The 21,852-nt window shown below is 33.9% G+C and carries 17 protein-coding genes, 1 pseudogene and 1 other annotated feature; of the genes and pseudogenes, 3 read left to right on the top strand and 15 right to left on the bottom strand.

What is annotated here, in order from left to right; genetic code table 11:
• Positions 1-65 precede the first annotated feature (65 nt).
• Positions 66-310: a binding site (T-box leader), on the bottom strand.
• The 4 genes from gltX to RV14_RS01300 all read right to left on the bottom strand — a co-directional run bounded on the left by gltX (position 298) and on the right by RV14_RS01300 (position 5,124).
• Positions 298-1,767 carry a glutamate--tRNA ligase gene (gene gltX / locus RV14_RS01315; protein WP_071854545.1) on the bottom strand — a complete coding sequence of 490 codons (1,470 nt, stop codon included), beginning with the start codon at positions 1,765-1,767 and terminating at the stop codon, positions 298-300. (Overlaps the previous feature by 13 nt.)
• Positions 1,768-1,987: 220 nt before the next feature.
• Positions 1,988-3,142, bottom strand: coding sequence for a PIN/TRAM domain-containing protein (locus RV14_RS01310; protein WP_071854544.1), 1,155 nt, complete (start codon positions 3,140-3,142; stop codon positions 1,988-1,990).
• Between the two features lie 29 nt (positions 3,143-3,171).
• The gene (radA, locus tag RV14_RS01305) at positions 3,172-4,542 is read right to left on the bottom strand and encodes a DNA repair protein RadA (RefSeq protein WP_071854543.1); all 1,371 of its coding nucleotides are present in this window, start codon (positions 4,540-4,542) and stop codon (positions 3,172-3,174) included.
• Between the two features lie 51 nt (positions 4,543-4,593).
• On the bottom strand, positions 4,594-5,124 hold the full coding sequence (locus RV14_RS01300; RefSeq protein ID WP_071854542.1) for a dCTP deaminase/dUTPase family protein: 531 nt from the start codon (positions 5,122-5,124) through the stop codon (positions 4,594-4,596).
• Positions 5,125-5,328: 204 nt separating this feature from the next.
• On the opposite strand from RV14_RS01300, the gene proB reads away from it, so the two are divergent.
• The 3 genes and pseudogenes from proB to RV14_RS01285 all read left to right on the top strand — a co-directional run bounded on the left by proB (position 5,329) and on the right by RV14_RS01285 (position 9,319).
• Positions 5,329-6,135 (top strand): glutamate 5-kinase, encoded by an 807-nt coding sequence (proB, locus tag RV14_RS01295; RefSeq protein WP_071854541.1) that lies wholly within the window; start codon positions 5,329-5,331, stop codon positions 6,133-6,135.
• A 206-nt stretch (positions 6,136-6,341) separates the two neighbouring features.
• Positions 6,342-7,547, top strand: a pseudogene (locus RV14_RS01290) (glutamate-5-semialdehyde dehydrogenase).
• Positions 7,548-8,080: 533 nt separating this feature from the next.
• Positions 8,081-9,319, top strand: coding sequence for an SWIM zinc finger family protein (locus RV14_RS01285; RefSeq protein ID WP_071854540.1), 1,239 nt, complete (start codon positions 8,081-8,083; stop codon positions 9,317-9,319).
• Positions 9,320-9,677: 358 nt separating this feature from the next.
• Here RV14_RS01285 and essC read toward each other — a convergent pair whose 3' ends face one another.
• From essC to RV14_RS01235, 11 genes are all read right to left on the bottom strand, one after another.
• A complete protein-coding gene (gene essC / locus RV14_RS12495) occupies positions 9,678-12,485 on the bottom strand; it encodes a type VII secretion protein EssC (protein WP_245785432.1) in 2,808 nt (935 codons plus the stop codon).
• Positions 12,470-14,125: a hypothetical protein gene (locus tag RV14_RS12490; RefSeq protein ID WP_245785431.1), complete on the bottom strand. Its 1,656-nt coding sequence runs from the start codon at positions 14,123-14,125 to the stop codon at positions 12,470-12,472. Before RV14_RS12490 ends, essC begins: the two co-directional genes overlap by 16 nt.
• Positions 14,070-15,224: a type VII secretion protein EssB/YukC gene (locus RV14_RS01275; protein ID WP_245785430.1), complete on the bottom strand. Its 1,155-nt coding sequence runs from the start codon at positions 15,222-15,224 to the stop codon at positions 14,070-14,072. The genes RV14_RS12490 and RV14_RS01275 overlap by 56 nt, the downstream gene beginning before the upstream one ends.
• Before the next feature lie 17 nt (positions 15,225-15,241).
• Positions 15,242-15,517 (bottom strand): EsaB/YukD family protein, encoded by a 276-nt coding sequence (locus tag RV14_RS01270; protein WP_071854539.1) that lies wholly within the window; start codon positions 15,515-15,517, stop codon positions 15,242-15,244.
• A gap of 169 nt (positions 15,518-15,686) precedes the next feature.
• Positions 15,687-15,980 carry a WXG100 family type VII secretion target gene (locus tag RV14_RS01265; RefSeq protein WP_071854538.1) on the bottom strand — a complete coding sequence of 98 codons (294 nt, stop codon included), beginning with the start codon at positions 15,978-15,980 and terminating at the stop codon, positions 15,687-15,689.
• 429 nt (positions 15,981-16,409) lie between these two features.
• Positions 16,410-17,372, bottom strand: coding sequence for a tRNA dihydrouridine synthase (locus RV14_RS01260; protein ID WP_071854537.1), 963 nt, complete (start codon positions 17,370-17,372; stop codon positions 16,410-16,412).
• 106 nt (positions 17,373-17,478) lie between these two features.
• Positions 17,479-18,000 carry a GNAT family N-acetyltransferase gene (locus RV14_RS01255; protein ID WP_071854536.1) on the bottom strand — a complete coding sequence of 174 codons (522 nt, stop codon included), beginning with the start codon at positions 17,998-18,000 and terminating at the stop codon, positions 17,479-17,481.
• Positions 18,001-18,364: 364 nt separating this feature from the next.
• A complete protein-coding gene (locus RV14_RS01250) occupies positions 18,365-19,135 on the bottom strand; it encodes an ABC transporter permease (protein ID WP_071854535.1) in 771 nt (256 codons plus the stop codon).
• Positions 19,128-20,063, bottom strand: a complete 936-nt coding sequence (locus RV14_RS01245; RefSeq protein WP_071854608.1) for an ABC transporter ATP-binding protein — start codon at positions 20,061-20,063, stop codon at positions 19,128-19,130. The genes RV14_RS01250 and RV14_RS01245 overlap by 8 nt, the downstream gene beginning before the upstream one ends.
• Before the next feature lie 609 nt (positions 20,064-20,672).
• Positions 20,673-20,924 carry a hypothetical protein gene (locus tag RV14_RS01240; RefSeq protein WP_071854534.1) on the bottom strand — a complete coding sequence of 84 codons (252 nt, stop codon included), beginning with the start codon at positions 20,922-20,924 and terminating at the stop codon, positions 20,673-20,675.
• Between the two features lie 243 nt (positions 20,925-21,167).
• On the bottom strand, positions 21,168-21,803 hold the full coding sequence (locus RV14_RS01235; RefSeq protein ID WP_071854533.1) for a GntR family transcriptional regulator: 636 nt from the start codon (positions 21,801-21,803) through the stop codon (positions 21,168-21,170).
• Positions 21,804-21,852: the final 49 nt, after the last annotated feature.

The raw sequence follows: 21,852 nt of genomic DNA, 5'->3' as shown, positions 1-21,852 counted from the left end.
ACACCTCTCCTTTCTTTGCTTGATTTATCTTTTAAGCAAATAAGCGTCTTTAATAAGTTTCCTTATCAAAAGACGCTAGTTGGCGTGGTCCCACTTTTATTTATAATCAAACAGATTACCTCTAGCTGTAACGTACGCTTTTACGTCCTCAACTACCCGAAGAATAAGAAACAATGATTTACTTTATTCATCTTCGCTCGCCAAGACCACTCCCAGAGGCATTTCAGTAAACATTAATTAGCAGCTTTCACCATCCGCCACCTCTCTTGAAATCAATGATTACTTACTTCTTTCTGTTCATCGTGTTTGATTAATTACTTGATTTAAATGTGCCAATGATTTTTCACGACCGAGTAATTCAATTGTTTCGGGCAATTCCGGTCCGTGCATTTGTCCTGAAACAGCTACTCGAATCGGCATGAAAAGATTTTTCCCTTTGACACCTGTTTCTTTTTGGACCGCTTTAATCGCTGCTTTCACTGTTGAGGCTTCGATCACTTCCATCTGTTCTAATTTTTCTTTAAATGAATGTAAGACAATTGGAACCGTTTCGCCTGCAAGAACTTCTTTTGCCGCAGCATCCCATATTGGATGTTCATTGAAAAATAAAGAAGACAATTCAACAATTTCTGCCGCATAACTCATTTGCGGTTGATACAAACGAACAATTTTTTTCAACCATTCGACTGTTTTTTCATCTGGTTCTCCATTTACACGACCATCTGCAATTAAATAAGGTAAACACATCTCTGTTAGTTTATTCAAATCCATTTCTTTCATATAATGATTATTTACCCATTGTAATTTCTTTCCATCAAAAGCAGCAGGAGATTTGCTCAAACGATTGGGGTCAAACATTTTTATCAATTCTTCTTGACTAAAGATTTCATCTTCTCCAACAGGCGACCAACCTAACAATGCAATAAAATTGAACATTGCTTCAGATAAATACCCTAATTCACGATACTGTTCAATAAATTGAAGAATGGATTCATCACGTTTACTTAGTTTTTTACCCGTTTCCGTATTAATGATCAGAGTCATGTGACCAAATGTTGGTGGAGCCCAACCAAAAGCTTCATAAATCATCAATTGTTTTGGCGTGTTGGCAATATGATCATCACCACGTAAAACATGCGTAATTTTCATCAAATGATCATCAACTGCCACGGCAAAGTTATAAGTTGGCATCCCATCGCGTTTTTGAATCACAAAGTCACCACCAATGTTATCTGACTCAAAGGAAATGTCTCCTTTTACCATGTCTTTAAATACGTACTCTGTGTTACGTGGTACACGAAAACGAATCACTGGTTCCAATCTTTGCGCTTCTTTTTTAGCTTGCTCTTCTGGCGTAAGTTTCGCACAAGTTCCTGCATAATGAGGCATTTCTCCACGTGCACGTTGTTCTTCACGTGCTGTTTCTAATTCTTCTTCTGTACAATAACACTTGTATGCCCGATTGCTTGCTAATAGCTGATCAATTAAAGGCTGATAAATTTCTTTTCTTTCAGATTGACGGTAAGGTCCATATTTCCCAGGATTTTCAGGTGATTCATCCCAGTTCATTCCTAACCAAGCCAAATTTTCTAATTGACTTTTTTCTCCGTCTTTAATATTTCGTTTTTGGTCAGTATCCTCAATACGAATAATAAACTCTCCTTCATTGTGGCGAGCAAATAGATAATTGAATAATGCCGTTCGAGCATTTCCAATATGCAAGTGCCCTGTTGGACTTGGAGCATAGCGTACACGTACTTTCGTCATTTTCTTCCTCTTCTTTCAAACTAGACTTTAAGTATGGCATGAGTGACTGTAGTCATCAACAAACAAAACATTTCAACAATAATTATTTTGTTTCGCAGCGTCATACTTTTTCGGCTTTTTACAAAAAATTAAAACCACTCAGCACAAATTTTACCTTTAATAAGATAAATAGTAAAGCCAACTGGTTGAATTTTCTTACCAGTCGGCTGCTTTTATGGATTTATTTGGGCTTATTCGTCTTTTCTGCTTCTTTTTTATTATCAATTCCGCGCCCTGCATGTGCAGGTTTCGCAAAAATCATTCTGCCAGCTGCCGTTTGCAAAGCACTGGTTACTATGACTTTGATCTGTTCATTCATGTAATGCTGCCCATCTTCAACAACAACCATAGTCCCATCATCTAAATAAGCCACTCCTTGTTGGCGTTCTGTTCCTGCTTTTACTACCAATACCTCCATATTTTCCCCTGGAATAACGACAGGCTTCACCGCATTCGCTAAAGCATTGATGTTTAGCACGGGAACGTTTTGGAATTCCGATACTTTATTTAAATTGTAATCATTTGTCACAATTACACCATCTAGAAGTTTAGCTAATTTGATCAACTTACTATCTACTTCAGTAATGTCTTCAAAATCACCGTCATACATCTCCACAGATATTCTTTCTTCTTTTTGCAAAGCGTTCAAAATATCTAACCCGCGCCGTCCACGCACTCTTTTGAGACTATCTCCAGAATCTGCAATATATTGCAATTCATAAAGAACAAAATTAGGAATCATTAATGTTCCTTCTAAAAATCCAGTTTTTGTGATGTCATAGATGCGTCCATCAATGATCACGCTAGTATCTAAAATTTTGTATTTATGAAAATTCTCCCCTAATTTGCGATCAAGCAGTTGACCTTCTACTTGATTAGGTGTTTCTTGTTCGATTTTTTTATTTCTTGAACCAAAAATTTTTTTCCACTCATCAATTCGCGTCGTTCCCATTCTTAATCCTAAATAGCCTAAGATTATCATTAATAAAATCGGAAGAACACTATTCACAAAAGGTATTTTTAAGTTATATAGCGGCGTCGAAATAATCACACCTAAAGTTAGCCCAATGATACCGCCAATTGCACCAAACAATAAATAAGTTAAGCTAACTTCACTTAATTTTTCTTCAATTTGTCTAATGACAGCCGAAATATGTTTTGCCAATAGTAAAGACAATAGAAAGAAAATAAGAGCACCTAACAGGCTATTGGTAAATGTATTATTCAGCCATCCATTTGCTTGTTGATCAACTGCTTGCCAAGCGACGGGTAAAAAAGAAATACCTAAGCTTGCGCCGACAATAATCATCAACAAGGTGATGACACGTTTTTGCATATCCTTTCCTCCGTTTCCCTTTTCATTTTTTAACGAAAGACTTGCTTTAAAGTCTCTGCTAAAGTTGCTACACCCACTACATCAATTCCTTGAGGAAACTCCCATCCACCCAAATTATTTCTTGGCAGAAATACTTTTGTGAAACCAAGCTTTTGCGCTTCTTTCACACGCTGTTGAATATGACTGACCCGTCTGATTTCCCCAGTCAGTCCAATTTCACCAATAAAACATTCAGTCGGTTGTGTTCCTTTTTCTTTATAGCTTGAAGCAATACTAACCGCAACTGCTAAATCAATGGCTGGCTCATTTAATTTTACCCCACCGGCGGCTTTTAGGTAAGCATCTTGATTTTGTAATAACAAACCAGCTCGCTTTTCTAACACTGCCATGATTAACGATACACGATTAAAATCCAATCCTGTCGTCGTTCGCTTAGCATTTCCAAACATCGTTGGCGTAACCAGTGCTTGTATTTCCACTAAAATTGGACGAGTCCCTTCCATTGCGACAACAATAGCCGAACCAGTAGCTCCATCTAAACGCTCTTCTAAAAAAATCTGTGAAGGATTCGCTACTTCTTCTAAGCCATGCTCACGCATCTCAAAAATCCCAATTTCATTCGTCGAACCAAATCGATTCTTTACAGCTCTTAAAATCCGAAAACTATGATGTTGTTCTCCTTCAAAATACAAAACAGTATCTACCATATGTTCAAGCATTCGAGGACCAGCAATAGAACCTTCTTTCGTCACATGCCCCACAATAAAAATTGCGATCCCATTCGTTTTAGCGATCTTTAATAATTCAGCAGTCGTTTCTCTTACCTGACTGACACTACCTGCCACGCTCGTGATATCCGGCTGTGTCATCGTTTGAATCGAGTCAACAATAACATAATCTGGTGAAAGCTGTTCAACGGCTCGACTAATTTCATTCATATCTGTTTCAGCATATAAATAAAACTCCGTATGAACAGACCCTAGGCGTTCAGCACGTAATTTGATTTGTTCTGCACTCTCTTCTCCCGAAACGTATAATACTTTTCCACCAATTTCAGCTAACTGTTGGGATACTTGTAAAAGTAACGTTGATTTTCCAATCCCAGGATCTCCACCAATTAAAATCATGGATCCCGGAACGACTCCTCCACCCAGCACACGATTTAATTCCGCTAATTTTGTTTTCACTCGCGGTTCTTTTTTAGGAATAACCTCTGCGATTTTAGTTGGCTTTGTTCTTTCACCTGTTAAATTAGTTCTCATTCGCCGATCATTTGTATTTGGTTCGATTTCTTCTACCATCGTGTTCCATTTTTCACAATTGGGGCAACGACCTAAAAATTTAGGCGAAACATAGCCACAATTTTGGCAAACAAATTGGACTCTCGCTTTTTTTGCCATTGTCTCGCCTCCTTTAAATTACTATTTTCAAATTAAACATCATTTAAATGTTTATTCATTCGATGAACCAAAACCGCCTTTACGTTCATATGCCGTTTGATCTTGATCGGCTTTTAAAAACGGCAAAAAGATTCCTTGTCCGATTCTTTCCCCTTTTTTAATGTGTACGTCTTTGAAACCAATGTTCGTAAATTGAAACATAATATGTCCTTCATTGGCTTCATTGTCATAATAATCGCTATCAATTACACCAATTCCATTACTTAAAATTAAAAAACGTTTTAAAGGATTACTTGAGCGATTAGCCAGCTGCAAAAATTCATCTTTTCCCATATAGGCTTTAATCCCAGTTGGTACAAGAATCGGTTTTATTCTCTTTTCTTCAGTTAATATTTCTTCCTTTTTCAAAACTTCCATTACATTGGTCATTCCTTGCTTGAATCCAGCTTTCCAAATACTCGGAATAACCACATCTTCTGCTGCTTCAAAATCATATCCAGCTGCATGATGTGTAGCTCGCTTAGGTAAATTTATACTTTGCTGTGCGTATGTTGAAATTACTTCAAATCCTCTTTTTTTCACCAATTTTCCTCCCAAAATAAATTATATTTATTTTACCATATTCACGATAGCAAAAGACCGTCTTTAAAAATTCTTCATTAAATTATGTTATGATTGATGAAATAAAACCGTTCCATAAAAGATAAATTTTGTATATGACTTTATTAAATAAAACAAACAGCATAAAAAGAAATTAATTCGTATATTTATTAATTGAGGTGTCACATGCGAAAAGAAGTCAAAAAAGCCAACCGAATAATTATCAAAGTAGGAACTAGTACCTTAATTTCTCCAAATGGAAATATTAACCTAGCAGCAATTGACCAACTTGTCTTTGTTTTATCCAATCTTCGCAAACAAGGAAAAGAAGTCGTCTTTGTTTCATCCGGAGCTGTAGGGGTTGGCATGCATAAAACAAGCCGAACAAAGCGACCGACTACTATACCGGAACAACAAGCAATAGCTGCAATTGGACAAGCAGAATTAATGAACATCTATAGTCAACGTTTCAATAATTATCATCAACAGACTGCACAAATTCTTGTTACTCGGGATGTAATTGATTTTCCTCAAAGCCGAACAAATGTCATCAATACACTTGAACAACTATTAAGTATGGGAACTATCCCCATTGTCAATGAAAATGATACAGTGGCAATTGATGAACTTGACCATCTAACTAAATTTGGGGATAACGATCAATTATCTGCAATCGTTACTAATTTGATCGCCGCTGATCTATTAATTATTCTATCTGATGTTGATGGATTTTACTCTGCTAATCCTCTCATCCATCCAAAAGCGAAGATGTACCACACCATCACCGCTATTGATGAAAAATTAATGACGCAAGCCGGCGGTGCCGGCAGTATTTTTGGTACCGGAGGAATGTATAGTAAGCTGCAAGCAGCTTTGCCCATCTTTGAAGATCATCATATGATGATCTTAGCAAATGGAAAAAAGCCATCCGTTATTTTTGATATTTTAGAAGGAAAAGAAATTGGTACATTATTTAAATCTAATGATGAATAAGTTAAGAGAGAAATTAAAACCTTTTTAGGTAGTTAAATTACTAGAGAAAAAAGTTTTGGCACTTTCTATAAATTTATTGTACGCTAAAAAATCATTCACTAACGAAACAAATTCTGTAAGGAATGTATGGTTCATTAAATTTTACAATCAGAAAACATTTTAAATAAAACGATTATATAAATAGTCGTTTATAAAGAAGAACATTTATGACTGATTTAACCCAACTTGGAAAAAATGCCAAGCAAAGTACACATTCCCTTGCTTTAATGGATACAAATCAAAAAAATCAAGGAGCCATACTTGAAGCAAACCAAAAAGATTTAGAACAAGCGATTGAAAATAAAATGACTGAAACAATGCAAGATCGGTTACGTTTAACGCCAAAACGCATTCATGAAATGGCAGAAGAAATTAATAAAATTGCGCTACTAGAAGATCCGATTGGCAAAGTAGAACAGATGTGGAAAAATGCAGATGGTCTACTGATTGAAAAAAAACGTATCCCTCTTAGTGTAATTGGAGTGATCTATGAATCAAGACCTAACGTCACAACGGATACAGCTAGTTTGGCTTTTAAATCAGGAAACGAAATAATTTTACGAGGAGGAAAAGATGCATCCTTTTCTAATCAGTTTCTAGTAAAATTACTTCAGAAAACATTAGTAAATGCTGGATTATCTCCTTATGCCATTCAATTTGTTGACGATACTTCTACAAAACAGCTATAAAATTAATGAAATTAACAGAGTATTTAGATGTTTTGATTCCCCGTGGAGGAGTCAACTTAATCCGACAGGTAAAGGAACAAGCTACTGTTCCAGTAATTGAAACAGGAACTGGAAATAACCACATTTATATCGATAAAGATGCACAATTAACCATGGCTACGAACGTTGTCATAAATGCCAAAGCTTTACGTCCTTTTGTGTGCAATGCCGTTGAAACTTTGCTTATCCATTCAGAAATTGCTCCTTTCTTCTTACCAGCCATCGAAAAAGAACTAGTTGAACATGGAGTTGCTCTTCGTGCAGAAACGGGCGCGCAATGGAATATTTAGAAACTGCTGCACTAGTAGAAAAAGCAGACTGGGATACCGAGTATTTAGATTACATCCTAGCTATAAAAGTAGTTGATTCATTAGACGAAGCAATTACACATATCAATCAACACAATACGAAACATTCTGAAACTATCGTGACTGATAGCTATCAAGCAAGTCAACGATTTTTAAATGAAGTAGATGCTGCCGCTGTTGATGTAATGCCTCTACTCGCTTCACTGATAGCGCTGTTTTTGGCTTTGGCGCAGAAGTTGGGATTTCCACGCAAAAGTTACATGCTCGAGGCCCTATGGGTTTAAATGAATTGACCTCTATCAAGTATATTATTTATGGGGAGGGACAAACTCGTTAAAATGTTTCACACGAAACATTTTTATTCTTCACAATAAAATTTTTTATTAAAAGAATTTTTTGAGATTCTCCAATACAAACGATTACTAACAAAACAAGTCAAAAAAGATGAATTTTGCTTTTGAATTTATGAAGAATAGGAATTCTTTAAAACAAGTCAAAATTGACGAAAATTATTCGTCAATTTTGACTTGTTTTTTGAAAGTAAAAAATTTTAACTGCTTTATTAACCAGCTATTTAATAATTTCTTTAACCCTTCCTGCATCAGAAAGTTATGCAAAACTTCAATAAACAGGAGAAGAAGAAATGAACCAAATTATTTTAAACACTTTACTCCATAAAATTGCTTTAGTTAGAAAAAGAAAGACGACCAAGTAACGAAGGAATTATTCAAGAATTCTTATAACTAAATAAACTAATAAGCTTGTAGACTCTGTTCCCTATTAAATAACTAACGTATTATAAAAAAATACTGTCTTTCATTTGTTTTTCCGTTAAACTTAAGTATAAAATACTCTAAAGGAGGAAATAAATTGAAAGATTGGAAAAAATATTTTTTAGGAGATGCATTAGAGTTAGGGTATTCCTATTTTATAAACAAAAAGGTAGGTGAGATTAAATTTAAGAAAAAAAAAATAATTGCGACTATTTCTACTACTCAAGAAAAATATGAAGCAGTTATTGACGTGACTGAAAATTTGCTTTTTGGGGAAATGTTTTGTAATTGTCCATGTACCTCTAATACACAATGTCCACACTTAGCATCCGTTTTATTTGCATACAACAAACAATTGCAAAAGAAAAATATAAATAATATTACATATTTAATTTCCCATGCAGATGACTCACAAATTCGTCAATTTCTAAAAATAATTTTGAAGGAAAACAAGCAATTAGTAAAAAGATTTCAACGTTATGTTTCAAATGAAGCATCCAATCTAAGAAAAAATCATAGAACTGAACACAAAATAAGTGCTTCTTCATTAGTAAATAATGACCCCGAGTCCTTAGAATCAAAACCTACGAAAAAAAAGAGCCGTATATTGTCTGTCAAGCAAATGGATATCTTGAATTATTCAAAACAGCAAATTCAACAAGCTATCCAAGAAAATTGGGAATCTCCCGCTGTTAGACTGCAATATATTGATTATTTACTGCAAAACAAATTATATAAAGAAGCAGAAGAAGTATTAAAGGAAAGTATTGATTTAGATAGTTATTTGCCTCAACTAGTTTTGCAACATCGGTATTCCCTAAAGAATCTTTATCAAAAGTTAGGAAAAAAAGAAGCATATATTAATCAATTAACACAATTATTGATTGAGAATGAATCCGTAGATATGAATCTAATTCACCAATTGAAAAAAGCTTGTTCTTCCTCTGAATGGGAAAAAATAAGAAATTGTTTATTTAAAGAACTACGCAACCATTTAGATATTGGCTTATTCTATTCACAGGAAAAGCGTTATGATCTATTATTAGATCACGTTTTAGAAACACCCGGCCTTACAGAAGTTAATCGTTATTTCAATCTCTTAAAAAAGCAAGCACCAGAAGCGCTTTTACAAAAATATGAATATGAACTACGTAAAATGGCTCATACAACCACCACTCGTTTCCATTACCAGAAAATGGCATTACACATTGAAGAGATGGCTAAATTACCAAACAGCATGGTTTCAGTTCAGCTTTTAATTAAAGAAATAAAAAAGAAATATCCTAGAAAAAAAGCAATGATTCAAGAAATAAGTTTATTAGAAAAAAAAATATAATTCATCGTTTCCACAAATTGTAACAGTATCAAGCACAAGCAGCTTCAATAAATTTTTTGAAGCATCTCATATTTTGAAAAAACTGGTTTAATTCAAGGAACAGATACTCAAACATCGTTTGTCATGTCGTTTGAAAAGCATATTTTGGACCAAGCAGCAAGAAAAAACATCTCGAAACAGCTTCTCATGTTTGAGATGTTTTACTTACTGCAACCATAATGCGGACGCCTTTTATGAAGAGATTATGAAACACACAACTCAATCTAAAGCGCAAAAAAACATCTCGAAACGGTGTTTTAAAAAACTAACTTTAGATACATTTCTTTCAAGGAAATCGTTTAAAAAAGAAACGAATGATTCAAATGATTTCACTCATAGGAACTACAATTCTTTCTAAGCATCCATCGGTTAAACTATGAAAACAATTCCTCTCATTTGAACGATTTTCCCATATACATGTCTGATCTTCTATAAACAATTGGGTTTGTAAACTTCCTCCAAAAATAATCTGAGAGACATTTTCTTTTACTTCTTGAGTTAAGTCACCATAAGTATGTCCAATTTTCGTTAAAGAATCTATAAAAATTAGTTGTAAGTACTGACTACCTTCACTTAATAACTTTGTCACTTCCACCGGAATTAAAGCCATCTTTTCTACAAATTCAGCAGTTCCGTTAATGAGTACAATTTTTTTTATTTTTCCATTCATTAAGTTCTTCCAAAAACGATTAAATTCATCGTATTTTTCTAAGATTGCACGAGAATCAAAGTAAGCAGAAGCAGACTGTTTTTTTCCTTCAAGTGTTCCGGAAATATCTATCAAAATCAATTTGGCTTTTTTATCTATCATCTGTGTAAGTAACCAAGGAAAAGTTTTATAAAATTGCTTGTCGGAAGTAAAAAATAAACCAATACTTTTACTTTGAAAAAATCTGAAAGATTCTACCAAAGCGGAGCGCTGATTCAATCCTAAATACAAATGCTCTTCCTCTTTATTTTTAACAAACTGGTAAAATTTCTTCGAAGTTAGTCTATCTGGTACCATTGGAATTTTATTCGGACGTTTTCCTTTCCAGTTATGATTGATTTTCGCTGTTTCATCCTCTATGTTTTTTAATAGCTCAGAACCATTTCCTCCTTTTACAGGTAAGTAAAATTGAATCGTAGTCGGTCTCTCTAACATTACTTGTCCTCGTCCTTGAATTGCTTTTAATTCTATTTCTTTTCTTCCTCCTATTAACAGATTTCTTTCACTCTCGTCATTTAGAAACATGCACATCTTTGTTGGAATTTGGCTCATCATATTCATCCGAATGCTCCCTACTCTACTTGCAGACATGATCAGATATACTCCCAAGCTTGCACCATCTCTTAACAAACGCAACAATAGTTCATCGATAAACTCTTTACGTTTGTCCTCCATGTTAAGTCCATCATAACTATCTAATATGATAAAAATAACAGGCAACATAAAACGATTTCTTTCTTCATATTGTTTCACGTTACCTGCGTTACTTTCTTTAAATAATTGTTTTCTTTTCACTAAAATTTCTTCAATTTGAATAAGCATTTTTTGCAATTTTTCCTCTTCTTCTAATGAAACAATGTCCGCAACGTGAGGCAATTGCTTCAATGACAAAAGACCGTTATTCCCAAAATCAAGCAAATTAAATACTACTTGATTTGGCGTATTTTGTCTTGCAATATTTAAAACAATTGTTTGCAACACCGTTGTTTTTCCATATCCTTGACTAGCAAAAACAATAGTATGGCTATTTTTTTCTATCTCATGATAGAAAACACACTGGCGTTGTTGTTCTGGAATATCCAATAAACCAATCGGAACTTTTAAATTTTTTTGGTCTTTTCTTTCAACAAAAGGAGTAGTTAACCATTTGGGTAATTCTGATAACCAAGGTCTATTTGGCTTCATAAAAGAAGTAGTTTCAAAAGTTTTTTTTATCTTATTAACAACTGCCTCACGTTGTGTACATAGATGTTCAACTGTTTTTCTTTGTTCTTCTTTTGACTTATATAATAGCTCCCTCTGGCCTAATTCATTGATGATAAAAAGTTGTTCGTCAACCGTTTCAAATGATTTATTTGGCGTATACAAAACATCTGCATAACCACTTTGAAACTGTTCATAAGTATCACTTTCACCTACTTTCAAGTACCCTCTCCCCGGTCTAGTCACATAAGCTGCATCTGACGTTTTCAACAGTTCCTTTGAATCTTCTACACTTGCCATCTTTAAAGCAATTTTACTTTGACTATTAGCTTCTATCTGATCGTTGATTACCCCTGTAGGTTTTTGAGTCGCTAAAATCAAGTGAATACCTAATGAACGACCAATACGTGCCACTGAAGTCAACTCATCCAAAAATTCGGGAACATTTACCTTTAATTCTGCAAACTCATCTACCACTAAAAAAAGATGAGGTAACGGCTGTTGAGGGATTCTAGCTGTCCTTAGCTTCTTTTGTTTTTTATATAAGTTTATATAATCATTGATATTTTTCACATCATTTTCTGCAAATAGTTTTTGTCTCTTTGTTAACTCTGCTTTAATACTTGTTAATATTCGCGTTGAGCCTCCCCCATCTAAATTTGTAACCGCACCCATAAAATGAGGTAACTGCTCTAGCATATAGGCAATCCCTCCGCCTTTCCAATCAATAATCAGTATACCGACATCTTCTGGAGAAAAGTTAATAGCTAACCCAATCAAATAAGTCGTTAGAAATTCTGATTTTCCTGAACCTGTTGTACCACCCACTAGCGCATGCGGTCCATGTATCCGCTCATGAAGATCCCAATAAATCTTTGTTGTTTTTCCTCTCCAACCAATCAATGAACGAAGGGATTGATTAGGATTTGCATTAGACCACCGTTTAAAAATGTGCAGCTCATCAACACTTTGAACACCATATTGTTCTAACAAACTGATACTTTCCGGCAAGATATTCTTTACTACTTCTTCATGGATCAAATTTGCCAACCGTCTAATTGCTTGTTCAATCGAATTAACTGGTAAAAAATCAGGGACAAATTTTTGATTAACAAATTGATTATTCTGATTGATTAGTATAGCAGCTTCTTCATTGCAATATTCAATTAGAGTGGTTATAGTTTCAGGTAACTGATTCACTATTTTTTCCCCCATATAACTATCACTCCATATTGACTCATATCTTCTGCTAAAAATTCATTTAATTCATGCCCCAAAAGCCACTTTTCTTCCAATATTGTCCATACATAATTTGGTTTAAAATCAATTCTTTTACCTTTAGCTTTACGTAGTTGCTGTTTTCTTTTAGTCAGAACTTTATAAAAAACATTTAGAACTACCACTTGACTTTTTTGGTTGTAAACGATCTCTCTTAGCTTAGCAGATTGACTGTTCATCATGTGATGTGGTAGCCAACGCCATTCCATCCATTTACTTTTGTATTCTTTTTCTTGAAGAAGAGTAATAAATTCAACTTCTCTATACGAATGCCAAATTGCTAATTGAAAAAGAATCGATTGTATCGCAATCCGCAATAAACGAGTTGTACCAGTAAGGCCTAATGTCTGTTCTTTTAAAGATAAAGCAATGGGAGCGTTCGTCAATTTTTCATAGGAACGAATGATCGTTATCTGATCTTCATTGAGCCAATCATCTGCTTTTTCAGTTGAGAAATCTATTTGAAAACTTATCGGGATTTCTCCGTTTCCTAATTGGATTGTTAAAAAATCTTTATCCTTCCTTCTGCGTTCGTAGATTCTTGAATGATATTTTTTTGCCATAAGTACTAGCTGATTCAACGAAGGATTCATGTATTTCAATGCTTCTTTTTGCTTTTGCTGCAACAAGTGTAATTCAGAAGTTTTTTGGATCATGTATTGTCGAATAATCTTTTTTTGTTCTTCACTTTTCCTTTTCTTTTCCTTTTTATTCCAGAAATAGCCCATTGAAGTTAAAGCGAAGGTTAACAAACTAGTTGCCCACATGCCTAATGAAATGGTAGCATTTCTAGCACCAAAGGAACCAAAAATACTGCTAAAAATAAATATTCCTAGCAACGGAGCAATCATTTTTGTAAACGTATGATTGTTCTCAATCACTTCAAGAAGAGGTCGTTGAATTTCAATTCGAGCTTTTGGTTCTTCTAAATAGATTCTTGGACTTCTTTTAAAAAGAGGAAAACCGTGAGGATATTCAGACAAGGGAGGCTCTTTCATAAGCAGCCAAGGATTTAACTGAATCTGTTTTCCCAATCCTATAATTTTTAACTGTTCTTCTCGCATTTCAATGATTTGCTGATCGACAACTACTTGGTCACCTGCTCGAAATGGAAAAATTCCTTTTCTTATTAATTGTTGATTATAGTAAACAGGGGCTTTACTAGGATAGATGCTTAGCTGATGCCCTTTTTCTCCTTGATAATTGATTGTTATTAGGGCATCTGTTTCAATAACGATAGCAGAATCTTTAGCAGACGAAATATAAATATCTTGCTTAGGTTGATTGACCATGACTGCTTGAAGTTCTTCATGTTTCAGTATAAGAAAGGAATTTTTATTTTCTGTTAGGAGATTCTCATAAAATGTCTGCGTGTCTTTCAAAGAAAAGTGTCTGCCGTTGAGTGTCACTTCTTTTTTATTTGAAGTAAGTGTCTGATGAATAAAGGTTTCACCGAAATAAAAAAGATCAAAAAGAATCCGCGTACAAGGTCTCGATGGATCAATCAAACGGGATGTAGAATTATTTTGTGTTGTTTTCAGATTTCTTCTCTCCCAATTTTTTTGTATAATGGTCAATTTTATCTGCATATTTTTTTATTAATTTCTGATTTTTTTTGTCACTTATTTTATTATTAGCTTTTAAAGTTACATATAATTTGGTGTATGTGTGTAAAATATATTGGTGATCTCCAAGTTTTTGAGCAATGTCTAGTGATTTTTTAAAGTTTTCTTTTCCAATGTATATCCAATAAAGCAAGAGGTTTTCACTTGGTTCTTGAGTAAGCTTTTTTAAGACCATTTTTTTTTGTGAAGCCGTCAAATTATCTAGTTGAATAGCACTAACAGCTGCTACATATTGAACATCATAAGAAAGATTTTCCGGTAAATCTTTTTCCAAAATTTCTAAAACGCTTGCATAATTACTCGCTATATATTGTGTTTTAGCCCTACTGATCCGCTCTTGTTGAGGAAAACGATGAAAGACATAGTTTTCCATCACTAAAGAAAGCCCCATAGTAAAAAGACTAAACAAGCATAGGGCCCATTTAATTAGCCAATAATTTCTCTTATTTACTAAGTGTAGTTTATGAGCGCGTATTTTTTTTTGCTTTGTAAGTTGTTTTCCTATAATTTGATAAATTTCTTCCACGCTTTTCGCACAATGAAGTAACTTAAAAAGTGTATCTTTTATTTTATCATTTGTTCCAGTCAAACTTTCAATATTTCTTTCAGGATAGATGATGGATAAAACTAATAAACGATATTGCTGCAAAAATCCTCTTTCATCTAATGTATAAGGAACAATTTCCTGAATAAACCCACGATGAGCAAAAACAACTTCTTCTCCGAAAAAAAATAGATTATCTAGATGAAGCCATGGTTGAATCGGGCTATTTATAAAATCGGTTAATCGATTGATTTTTTGCGCAATTTGCAGACGTTCAAAGAGATTCGTTTCTTTGATCATCTGTGAAAGTGATTCAATGTACTTATTTTTTTGATACTGAATGACTAATTTTTTTTCGGTTACAGAGGTAATTTGACCAGTCAATAAATTTCTTTTTGAAGCTAAGAAAAACTGATATTGTTCCAAATGCTCTAGCCGATATTGATTAACTTGTAGAGAAATTTCTACTAGTTCATCCGTTACCTTCATGTGTACTTTTTTGAACATACTTTCACCTTTTTCCTTTATCTGCATTTATCCTTGCTAAATGTGCATGACCTTATGAGCAGCTGATCTCCTTCACAAATTGGATAATCGGATAAAAGAAATTCTTCATTTAAGCGAATTGGTTTATTCAATACCACTAAATCATATTCTTCCGGTAATGCTACCTGCCTCAAACGAAGTGCTTCAATTAGTAACTTTTTTAATCGAATAATGGTTACTCGTGTAGGAATCTGTAAATCAATAAGCTGTTGATCAACTTGTAGGCTAATACCAATAGATGTTCCTCGATTCATTTTTTTCCTTTCATTATTAAATTGACACTTAGCAATTTTCTATCTTTTTACGTCTAATCTTATAAAAAATACCTAAAAACTCATCAGTAAGTAAAATTTTTCGGACTATCTTCTCAAATAGATGGCTCTACATAGGATATGAAATAACTTTCTCATCTTCTCTTTTTAGTTAAAGTCCAAAATTTCTAGCATCTTGACGATCACGTTCTGCCATTGTATCTGCATACTTATAGAGCTGTCCATTGATGCCTTCTAATAATTGCATCATTTGTTTTACATTTCCTTCTAATTGATTGTACTGCACAAGATAAGCATGAAAAGCTTGGCCTTTCCATGTTTGGGCAATTTGTTGGTTCATCAAATTCACTTTTTGAATCGCTTCTTGCATTTGAGCAGCTGCTTGTTGATAAACTTTGGCTTGTATTTTCAATTGTTCTGGTGTAACTGTAATTAATCCTGCCATTTTTTCGCCTCCTAAGTAATTTAACAATGACCCATCTTGCTGGTCTAAACTAACATACGTCAATTCCTCCAATGATTTTCAATTATTATGCAAACTGCTCCTTACGTTGCTTACACCCAATGCTCATACCAAAATATCATTCATCACCCTTTTATTAAAAAATAACTGCCCTATCAATAAAAATAGCTTTCAGTAAAATAAAAAACAAGGAGTTTTTCCATAATCGGTTTTATTTATTCCATAATATATCCTTTCTATTCCTTCAGATCACTTTAAATTAACATCTCTCTCTCCATCTTCAAACCTTCTCATTGTTTAAATACATAAAAAAAGCAATTGATCCGAAAATAAACTAGTTATTTTCAAATTAATTGCTTTTTAGCACAATCTTCTTTTATAAAAAATAAACCAATTATTGATAAAAAAACTTTAGATACGCTTTTGGAATGCATCTAAAAGGACTCTAACTTCTGCTGTTGATTTTGTATTCATTAATTGACTACGTAAATCATTGGCTCCGGGAAATCCCTTCACATAAACTTTAAAGAAACGATGAAGACCAGTCATTGAGCGAGGAACGTCTCTTGCATATCGGTCTTGTAAATCCAATTGCAGACGTAAAAGTCCAAGCAACTCTTCTGTTGAATGTTCTCTTGGCTTTTTTTCAAAAGCAAAGGGATTTTTAAAAATGCCGCGACCAATCATGATGCCATCAACTTTGTATTTTTCTGCTAATTTCAAACCAGTCTGACGATCAGGAATATCCCCATTTATTGTAAAAAGTGTTTGTGGTGCAATTTTATCTCTTAACGCCACAATTTGAGGAATTAGTTCCCAATGTGCCTCTACTTTGCTCATTTCTTTTCTCGTTCGTAAATGAACCGAAAGATTTACAATATCTTGACTTAGCAGATGACTCAACCAACCTTCTAATTCTTCTTTGTCCGAATAGCCAATCCTTGTTTTAACACTTACCGGCAATCCACCAGCTTTAGCGGCTTCAATCAGCTCAGCAGCAACTTCCGGTCGCAAAATCAAACCACTGCCCTTTCCACGCTCAGCCACATTAGGTACAGGACACCCCATATTCAAATCAATACCCTTAAATCCCATTTCAGCAAGTTCAATACTCATTCTTCTAAAAAATTCTGGTTTATCCCCCCAAATGTGAGCCACTATTGGCTGTTCATCTTCCGTAAATGTTAATCGTCCTCTGACACTTTCTTTTCCATTAGGATGACAAAAACTATCTGAGTTTGTAAATTCAGTGAAAAAAACATCCGGTCTTCCTGCTTCTTTCACAACATGTCGAAAAACAACATCAGTAACATCCTCCATCGGTGCCAATATAAAAAAAGGCTTCGGTAATTTTTTCCAAAAATTTTCTTTCACGTAAGCCCCTCCACTTCATTACAAATTTATCAATCCACTTATTTCTAAAAAGCATGGTTATTATACTAAGGATATTTAAAAGAAGTAAAACCAGCGCTGCCTTCCTTTACTCAAGTAATTTTTGATATGCAAAACGTTTGCGATCCACTTTATCGTCTACTTCAACAACTCCACACAATTTAAAACCACATTGTGTCAGGATTCGCTGCATTCCAATATTTTTTTTGTGCGTATCTGCTCTTATTTGTGCCATACCTAATACTTTTGTTTCCTTTTCTGCAAACTCCATCAATCGATAAGCCAATTTTTGTCCTTGAAAATTTCTTGAAAGAGCGATACGATGAATCGTCGTGTAGGGATCCGTCGCCTTTTCCCATCTACCTTCAAAAATTTCTTGATAATGTTTATCTGGTATTTGTTGCAAAGCAATCGTTCCAGCTACAATACCATCTAACAAAAAAACATAAGACCATGATCTTTCTATGTCTTGCTTAATTATTTCTTCATTGGGATACCCGTTTTGCCATTGAGGACTACCCATTGCAGCTAACAAATCTTTAGCATCATCCATAATTTTCATAACAGTCGAAGCATCTTCAAACGAGGTTTTGCGAAATACAAACGTCATTTCCAGCCACTCCTTTTGAGTTCTTATTCTAATACAAAAAACAAACAGCTTGCCATATCCTTTGTAAATTTACAGTATACATCTTAAAAAAACAACTGCATTTTATTTAAAAAGAATCATTTTTTAATTATCTTAATTCCTTAATAAAAATTTGAATCAAAAAAACAAATAGATAAGAAATCGTTACTATAACTTCTTATCTATTCTCTATTAAAAATTGGTCTTTATAATTTTCGTCATACAATTAAGATAATAAATATATTCAGTAGGCTTACAATAACCGCTAGCCAATCGCTTAATCACTTGATTAACAGAGAGCCTTTCATAAATTGTTTCAAGAAAATATTTATCAATTTACACTACACTAACTCCTTAACCCACGCCCCTTATTGATCAAATACCAACAAGCCGAATATAAAATGACAATAAACAAAACCAATATCATGATAGAAACGAAAATTGGCACATCTGTCGTTCCAAGAAAGCCATATCTAAATCCTGAGATCATATAGACAATTGGATTCACTTTTGAAACAGCTTGCCAAATAGGCGGTAACATTGAAATAGAGTAAAAAACTCCACCTAAATAAGTCAAAGGCTGCAAGACAAACGTTGGTACAATTGACACATCATCATAAGACTGAGCAAAAACACCATTAATCAAGCCCGCTAATGAAAACAAAACAGCCGTCATAAGTAAAGTAATGATAACGATCCCCCACGAAAACACATGCAGTGGAACAAAAAATAGGGAAATCATTGTTACTAAAGTGCCTACCAATACGCTTCGGCCAAGACCGCCAATTATAAATCCCCAAATAATCACGTGAGTGGGCACTGGGGCTACTAAAATTTCTTCAATATTTTTTTGAAACTTTTGTGAAAAAAAAGAAGAAGAGACATTCGCATAAGAACTAGTAATAGCAGACATCATGATCAACCCTGGAACGATAAACTCCATGTAAGAGAAGCCGCCCATTTCCCCGATACGTCCGCCAATCATTTTACCAAAGATAACAAAATAAAGTGACGTTGTAATAACCGGCGGAACAAGGGTCTGCACCCAAATACGTAAATAGCGATTCGTTTCTTTAATTGCTAAACTTTTTAAAGCCGTAAAATAAAGATTAAACATTTTTTTCCTCCATATGACCATTTTCTTCAGTGATTTTCAAGAATAATTCTTCTAAGCGATTTGATTTATTGCGCATCGAAAGTACTTTTATCCCTTGTTCACTCAATTGATCAAATATCCCATTTACTCCTTGATTACGCTCTACCTCAACTGCAAGCGTACGTTCATCCTCAAAAGAACTCTTGTATCCTTGTATAGTAGGAGGCTTATCGTAAGAAGCTAAATCAAAAATAAATGTTTCAAATTGCAACTTAGAAAGCAACGATTTCATGCTAGTGTTTTCAATCAATTCTCCCGATTGAATAATACCGATATTTCGGCAAAGCATTTCTGCTTCTTCTAAATAGTGAGTCGTCAAGATAACTGTTGTTCCTTTTTCATTTAATTCACGTAAAAATCCCCACATTTCCCGTCTTAATTCAATATCTACACCCGCTGTTGGTTCATCCAAAATCAACAATCGAGGCTCATGCATCAACGCTCTAGCAATCATTAAGCGGCGTTTCATTCCCCCTGAAAGCATACGAGCGCGCACATTGCGTTTTTCCCAAAGATTCGACTGTTTTAGATACTTCTCACTGCGTTTCAACGCTTCTTGACGAGAAACACCATAATAACCAGCTTGATTCACAACAATTTGCTGTACTGTTTCAAAAGGATTAAAATTGAATTCCTGCGGCACCAACCCAATCTGTTGTTTGACTCGAACCAATTCACCATCCAAGTCATATCCAAAAACGTTTACTTTTCCAGAAGTTTTATTAACAAGCGAAGTAATAATACCGATAGTTGTAGACTTTCCTGCACCATTTGGTCCCAGCAAAGCATAAAAATCCCTTTCTTCAACCGTCAAATTAATCCCTCGTAGAGCTTCAACTCCCGTTGCATATACTTTTTTTAAATCTTTTATTTCAAGAGCCTGTCTCATTTGTTTCACACTCTCCTTTTTCATCCGATTCTCCATTTTACCACAGAAATTCCCCAGTAAACGAAAAAATGACAGACAAAATAAAACAGAGTCCCATCCATAAGATTATTTCTAATTACAAAGAATGAATCCCTCATTCACCACAAAAAAATCAACAGGAAAATCAATTTTTATAACAACTATGGTCTGACTCTTTCTATAATCTTCTAATAAACATTCACTTTTTTATTTTTTCAATAGATAAATCACAAAACTTCCAAATTCATTTACTAAATAACTATTTTTTACTTGACGTGCTTCATCACAAACCGTCGTCTATTTATTAAAAAATGTATTTCTATGAACTTAAAACACACCATGAATTTTTTCGATAACATGCTTTCAAAATTGCTTTATCGATTTTCTCTACTTTCACTGAACTTTTTCGTACGATTTCATAACTCCGTTAGTTTATCTTCATCTACTTTGCTCATCTTATTCCATCTTCGTTTTTGCCATTTTTCTAATCGCGTTTGTAACTTTTGTCTTTCTTTGGTAATAATTTAGAAACAGCAACTTAACAAGAATTTTTTTCGTTTCTAAATTAGCCAAGTATTCTTTCACTACTTGTCATGTTTCGTTGATCCCACATTGATACATCTCCATATAATATTTATCAGCTGTTAAAGATAAATTAATTCGTTTCATTTCATCTTTTTCATCCTCAGTTAAGTTTAGATATTCAACTGCTTCAGCCACTTCTTCACGTGTATATGGAAGTTTTGGTTTAGCCCACAAAAAGCTAAGTGCAATCAACGAAGCAGCCACGCGTGGAGGGACAAAATTTCTGATAAGTTTAGCATGAAAATAGAACTCGTTCATTCTTTCTTCTTTTAATTTATTTACCTCTTCTTGTTCTTTTGTATCTTGTTCTCACACCTTCGTTTTCTCTCCTTAGCAATATTTAAAAAATTCTATTTATTAACAAGCTCATTTCAAAAAACTCTTTTTATAATTGATTCAATCTAGAAGTTAGTGTATGTAATGAACGGTCAATAACAAAATCAATTTTTACCGTTCCAATGGAAAGTTTTATCTATTATATTTAAAAGAAGAATAGCTCTGTTACCAGACATCATATTGTGCATTTTCTTTTCGCCAATGAACCTTTTCTAGAAAGGAACGTACTTCTAATCCCTTCCTTTCTTGTAATAACTGCAAGATGGTTCGATGTTCATCATTTGTTTTTTTTAAAATTTCTTCAATATTAGCATTTTCAATACGAGAATAGGCCTTACCGATAAAAATCTTCTTCTTATTTAATACCTCTTGTTTCATTGTTTCATTCTTACACAATTGCGTATATACACAATGAAACTGTTCTTGCAAATCATTGTATTTTGTATACACACCGTGTGCAATCGCAGCATCCATGCTATCAATTAAAAATCCCATAAAAGAAAACTCTTTATTTGTTAAATAAGGAAGAGCTTCTTCCGCAATTTTGCCATCCAATACGCCAATTAGCTCATAAACTTCTTCCACATCTCTTTTCGTATAGGTTTTTAATTTAAATCCCTTACGTGGTTCTCTTTCAATAATGTCATCCGCCGTTAATTGTAAAAGAGCCTCTCTAATAGGCGTGCGACTCAATCCAAGATGATCAACTAAATATTGTTCAGTTAATCGATCACTACGTTTTAAATTTCCAGTTGTTAATTGCTCAGAAATAAAATTATATACTTTCAATTTAGTATTCATTTGAATCCTCCTTAAAATAATTTTACTATATATGTACAAAAAAAGCATT

It is taken from the genome of Enterococcus ratti, assembly GCF_001886195.1.
GTDB lineage: Bacteria > Bacillota > Bacilli > Lactobacillales > Enterococcaceae > Enterococcus_B > Enterococcus_B ratti.
The sequence above is the reverse complement of the archived record's forward strand: the minus strand, read 5'-3'. Positions and strand labels throughout refer to the sequence as shown.

Bases quoted from the DNA above. Each gene is read 5' to 3' on its own strand.
- RV14_RS01255 (WP_071854536.1), bottom strand. From the start codon at position 18,000: ATGACGTTTGTATTTCGCAAAACCTCGTTTGAAGATGCTTCGACTGTT.
- essC (WP_245785432.1), bottom strand. From the start codon at position 12,485: ATGGGGGAAAAAATAGTGAATCAGTTACCTGAAACTATAACCACTCTA.
- radA (WP_071854543.1), bottom strand. From the start codon at position 4,542: ATGGCAAAAAAAGCGAGAGTCCAATTTGTTTGCCAAAATTGTGGCTAT.
- proB (WP_071854541.1), top strand. From the start codon at position 5,329: ATGCGAAAAGAAGTCAAAAAAGCCAACCGAATAATTATCAAAGTAGGA.
- RV14_RS01270 (WP_071854539.1), bottom strand. From the start codon at position 15,517: ATGAATCGAGGAACATCTATTGGTATTAGCCTACAAGTTGATCAACAG.
- RV14_RS01310 (WP_071854544.1), bottom strand. From the start codon at position 3,142: ATGCAAAAACGTGTCATCACCTTGTTGATGATTATTGTCGGCGCAAGC.
- gltX (WP_071854545.1), bottom strand. From the start codon at position 1,767: ATGACGAAAGTACGTGTACGCTATGCTCCAAGTCCAACAGGGCACTTG.
- RV14_RS01235 (WP_071854533.1), bottom strand. From the start codon at position 21,803: ATGAATACTAAATTGAAAGTATATAATTTTATTTCTGAGCAATTAACA.
- RV14_RS01245 (WP_071854608.1), bottom strand. From the start codon at position 20,063: ATGAGACAGGCTCTTGAAATAAAAGATTTAAAAAAAGTATATGCAACG.
- RV14_RS01240 (WP_071854534.1), bottom strand. From the start codon at position 20,924: ATGAACGAGTTCTATTTTCATGCTAAACTTATCAGAAATTTTGTCCCT.
- RV14_RS01275 (WP_245785430.1), bottom strand. From the start codon at position 15,224: ATGTTCAAAAAAGTACACATGAAGGTAACGGATGAACTAGTAGAAATT.
- RV14_RS01265 (WP_071854538.1), bottom strand. From the start codon at position 15,980: ATGGCAGGATTAATTACAGTTACACCAGAACAATTGAAAATACAAGCC.
- RV14_RS01250 (WP_071854535.1), bottom strand. From the start codon at position 19,135: ATGTTTAATCTTTATTTTACGGCTTTAAAAAGTTTAGCAATTAAAGAA.